Origin of the sequence: Psychrobacter sp. FME5, from assembly GCF_014861375.1 — a bacterium.
Classification (GTDB): domain Bacteria; phylum Pseudomonadota; class Gammaproteobacteria; order Pseudomonadales; family Moraxellaceae; genus Psychrobacter.
In genome coordinates this window covers 1-4,758 of sequence record NZ_RRYX01000156.1, presented here as the reverse complement: position 1 = coordinate 4,758, position 4,758 = coordinate 1, and the positions used below count along the sequence as shown (strand labels likewise).

5 protein-coding genes are annotated in these 4,758 nt (G+C 43.0%); 2 read left to right on the top strand and 3 right to left on the bottom strand.

All coding sequences use genetic code 11. The annotated features are described in order from the left end of the window. Positions 1–164: 164 nt before the first annotated feature. From EI161_RS13400 to msrA, 3 genes are all read right to left on the bottom strand, one after another. Complete coding sequence (locus tag EI161_RS13400) at positions 165–878, bottom strand: DUF1499 domain-containing protein (protein ID WP_192524123.1); 714 nt, start codon at positions 876–878, stop codon at positions 165–167. Between the two features lie 51 nt (positions 879–929). Then, positions 930–1,592, bottom strand: a complete 663-nt coding sequence (tmpT, locus tag EI161_RS13395; protein WP_192524122.1) for a thiopurine S-methyltransferase — start codon at positions 1,590–1,592, stop codon at positions 930–932. Between the two features lie 329 nt (positions 1,593–1,921). Next, entirely contained in the window at positions 1,922–2,443 is a 522-nt protein-coding gene (msrA, locus tag EI161_RS13390) for a peptide-methionine (S)-S-oxide reductase MsrA (protein WP_192524121.1), read from the bottom strand. Positions 2,444–2,641: 198 nt separating this feature from the next. Between msrA and cmoA the strand changes: the two genes are divergently transcribed. Then, a complete protein-coding gene (gene cmoA, locus EI161_RS13385; RefSeq protein WP_192524120.1) occupies positions 2,642–3,430 on the top strand; it encodes a carboxy-S-adenosyl-L-methionine synthase CmoA in 789 nt (262 codons plus the stop codon). 169 nt (positions 3,431–3,599) lie between these two features. Next, positions 3,600–4,652, top strand: coding sequence for a tRNA 5-methoxyuridine(34)/uridine 5-oxyacetic acid(34) synthase CmoB (cmoB, locus tag EI161_RS13380; protein ID WP_192524119.1), 1,053 nt, complete (start codon positions 3,600–3,602; stop codon positions 4,650–4,652). Positions 4,653–4,758 lie beyond the last annotated feature (106 nt).

Here is a 4,758-nt window from a genome sequence, read left to right as displayed (position 1 = left end):
TCATCGAGTCGTTAGTTTACCAAGTTTATCTCTACGGTTTCTTCAGCATAGCTCACTCAGTTACTATAAATTGACGCTGGCGTGAGGTTAGAAGAGGTTTTTGGCGGCTTGACGCGTCAGATTGTCTCAGCTGAGGTTAATGGTTTTATATTAATCACAAAAAACTACTCCCCCAAAACTCTATCTAACTCTTCAATAAAATCATGAATACGCGCAGCATTTTTACCCAAATCGCTCCCGCCAACTCGTGATTTACTACGGATATCGACCAGACGCTCGTTACCATTATCAGTAATACGCACGACAACATCATCTTTAAAGCCAAACCAGAAAGTGGTGTCCGTTGCTTCAGCAATCCCTTTGTCGGCATCAATATTTATCAGTTCCCAACCTAGATTATCGATGGCTTGTTTGGTTGCTTCGACCAGCTCAGACTTTGATTGAGGATAATCTAAGGTTTGTAGTTCGGGATAGCCTTGACGTTGTTGCTCGGCAGCCTCTTCACCCGCATACTCAGCTGGGTTTGGGGCGTCAGCACGTAGTGGGGCAATAGCCAAAAACTCAGGTGGGTTCACCAAATCAGTTGAAATATCATGAATGGGTGGTACGTTTTTGGCTGTATTCAACATACTAAGCGGGATAGCGATCGCAATGATAGAAAGTATGAGGGCTGTCAACGTGCTATTAAGTCTCACTGTGTCACGTTTAAATAAAAACTGTATACCTAACAGGATGAGGGCGGCAATACCCACAAGTACGCCAACTGTAAAGCCTGTAAACGCCGTAGCCAAGTCAAAAAATTCAAACTTATAGAGAGGGCCTGGCAGTATGACTAGTAGAATAGCGATAAAGCTCATTAGAGTGACTAAAATTCGCATTCGATTGCTCCGTTGCTATTCATTGACGGCTTAAGTGTTTTTAATCATAGCCTATTTATTAGCATTCAATAGCCAAACATGCTCCGTTACAGCCATATTTGGTGCGGCATTCAAGGTTGAGGGCTGACCTTCAATCTCCGTTATTTGGTAGTGACTACTATAGTACTGTTGAACTTGCTTGCTACTAATTGAGAAAGGCGGCCCTGCTCGTTCATTTTGGTCGTAATGCAGTGTTAATAACAGTTGAGCAGCGTTTTGGCTGAGCGTGCATATTTGCTCGCTATATATCGGGCGCATATCAGGTGGCATGGCGATTAATGCGGCTCGATCATACACCGCATCAACGTGACCAATATCGTGAGGTGTCAGCTCAAAAATATCAGCAACCCATAGCTTTATGGTTTGATTTAATCGTTGGCCTTGATAGCATTTGATATCTGGATTATCAGCATGTTCTTTTATTGTGTACGGGATATTTTGCTCAATGAAAAATTCTTTTATCGCTGATTCAACTAATTCAGCACCAACGACATTATAGCCTTGGTCTAATAGCCAAACCATATCGATTGATTTGCCGCATAGCGGTATAAAAACACAGCTTTCACTCGATAATGCTAACCTTTCAAAATATTTAATTAATTTTGGATTGATTTGAGACTGGTTAAAGCCGATACGCTTTTCTTGCCAACGTAATTGCCAAAATTCGGGATTCATGACCTTAGCCTTTATTTATCAGGTTTAATGTTATTCTTTACTTTGAACTTATTATCATAACCTGTTGTTCAATGTTGTCAAAGGCATTAAAAAGGCCAAACACTCTTATAATGAGCGTTTGGCTTTTATTAAGCACTAGGTTAGGAACTTATAGTCGGTTCTAAATAAAAAAGATACGTTATGGTATGACGCGGAACTGGTATAAATTTTTCTTGCTTGCTGTGTCTACGCTGACAGAGGCTGAAAAAAATGTATACCAGTCCCACTGTAGCGCTTTTATATTGAACTTATTAGATTTTAAACGAATAAACTCCTAATCCATATACTGTTTAGCTCACCATATACTGACTAAACTCTTTACGCAGTTTGGCAAGTTTTGGTGGTATGGAAAAGTTACAATAAGCTTGACCTGGGTTTCTATTAAAGAAATCCTGATGTGTTTCTTCGGCCTTATAAAACTCGGCAGCAGGGTGGACTTCGGTGACCACATTGACCCCCATATCGCGTAATTTCTTAATCGTACGATCGACGGTTGGCTTCTGCGCTTCCTCGGTATAGAACACCACGCTGCGGTATTGGCTACCGACATCATTACCCTGACGATCCATGGTAGTGGGGTCGTGAGTGGCAAAGAAGACATCGAGTATCACTTCTAATGGGACAGTCGTTTCATCGAATTCAATTTTGATGACTTCAACGTGGCCCGTATCGCCGCTACAGACCGCTTCATAATTGGCAGAAACGGCATCACCGCCCATGTAACCTGATATCACAGATTGCACGCCTTTCACCGATAAAAACACGGATTCGGTGCACCAAAAGCAGCCACCGCCTAATACAATAGTTTGCATAATTGTTCCTATTTTTATAATTACAGAGTACGCGCCAAGCAATTTTTACTTAGCGATATACATTTAGCTTAGCAGGGCATCTGGCCGCGATAAGTAACAAACAGTAATGTTATAATGGGCTTTTGCTACGCTATGTCGCCTTAATAGTGTTAATTAAAATCATTAACCACTTCATAATTTAAGTTCTACTATCCAAAAATGAGTCACACCATGAGCCAATCTAAGCCCGCTACTGTTAAACATGACACCCTATTTACCACACCGCTCGATAAAGCGGCTCGCTTTTCCTTTGATGAGCAAGTTGTGGCTTGTTTCCCCGATATGATTCGTCGCAGTGTCCCCGGGTATGGTCAAGTGCTGGCAATGCTGCCCATATTTGCCCGTCGTCATTGTAAGTATCGCCAGCAAGATGATAATGGTCAGCGTGTCAGCCGTATTTATGATTTGGGCTGTTCGCTGGGTGCGGCAAGCATGACGCTCGCTGGCGAGTTCGAGTCGCAAGATTTGCAGATTAAAGCCATTGATATTTCACCAGCGATGACTACTGAAGCGACTACTTTACTAGAGGATAATTATCCTGAACATGATATTGAAGTGATGACTGCGGATATTCGCGATATTGAGCTTGAACCGTGCGATATGGTGATTTTAAATTTAACCTTACAGTTTTTACCCGCTGCCGATAGGGTGGCGGTATTAGAGAAAATTTACGCGGCATTAAGTGAGGGCGGCATACTGGTAGTAACGGAGAAAACTCACGCTTTTGATGAGCAATACGATGCGTGGCTGGTTGAGCGTTATTATGATTTTAAACGTGCCAACGGTTATACTGAAATGGAAATCAGTGGCAAGCGTAACGCGCTAGAAAACGTCCTTATTACTGATACTTTAGCTCAGCACCATACGCGTTTGTCAGATGTTGGTTTTCAGCGTCATTTAACGTGGTTTCAGTTTTTAAACTTTGTCTCTATTGTGGCGTTTAAATAAGGTTTATGTCGGGAGCCAATCTCGCTTTTTCTTGCCACTATGTATCGTGGTTTGGGTTATGCTTTTTGTAGGGTGCGCAAAGCTCACCAATTCAAAGACATAATTATTTATCGGTGCGCAAGGTGCACCCTACGTCTACTATTTTTGATCAATATGGTAATCCGTCTTTATGCTTAACGACACTATTATTCACGCCGAGCGCGAACTGTACTTAACTTTATTGACGCTTGCTCAAACGCATCCAAGCGCTTATGAGTGGCTTACAAAACTACCCACTTGGTTAAATGACATTAAAGATAAAGCCAACTACGCCCATGCGCCTGCTTATCAAGCATCGGTCGCTCGTTTGCCAACACCGAACGTCGATAATGTCGATCTGGACGGTGATGTATTGACGATTAATACGCCGCTTACTGATTCTGAACGTAAACAAACAGTTGCGCTATTAAAGCAACTCATGCCATGGCGCAAAGGGCCTTTTCAAATTGGTAGTAGCCAAAATAAAGAAACGCAAGCCGAGCCAATTTTCATCGACACCGAATGGCATAGTGATTGGAAGTGGCAACGAGTGGCACCGCATTTAAGCACATTAAAAGGTCGGCGTGTATTGGATGTCGGTGGCGGCTCCGGTTATCATGGCTGGCGTATGGCAGGAGCAGGGGCGGACACGGTTATTATTATTGATCCGTCATGCCTATTTTACCATCAGTTTATGGCGATTCGTCATTTCGTCGGGGCAGCAGATGCTCATGAGACAGGTCGTTATCGTACCCATTATATTCCCGTGCCACTCGAAGCATTGCCTGAGCATAGCCAGTTATTTGATACGGTGTTCAGTATGGGTGTGCTCTATCATCGCCAGTCGCCCTTTGAGCATCTGCAACAGCTGAAAGGACAATTAATAAAAGGTGGCGAGCTGGTGCTTGAGACTCTGGTTATTGAAGGTGATGCCAATACCGTACTTGTCCCTCATGACCGTTATGCGCAGATGAATAACGTATACTTTTTGCCATCGGTGGCGGCATTGATTGGCTGGCTAGAAAAAGCTGGGTTTACAGAGGTGCGCTGTGTCGATGTCGCTGTGACCTCGACTGAGGAGCAGCGTAAAACCGAGTGGATGACCTATCATTCGTTAGCAGATTTCTTAAATCCTAATGATTCAACAAAGACCATTGAAGGCTATCCAGCTCCCATGCGTGCGACCTTGATTGCCAGAAAATAGCATTTATGACGGTAGGCGGTCATAAAAACAAGGAAGAGACATTATGAAAACAAGGTGTAATGGACATTATTCATGCTGTCATAGGGTCTAACGCTATATACTGTCT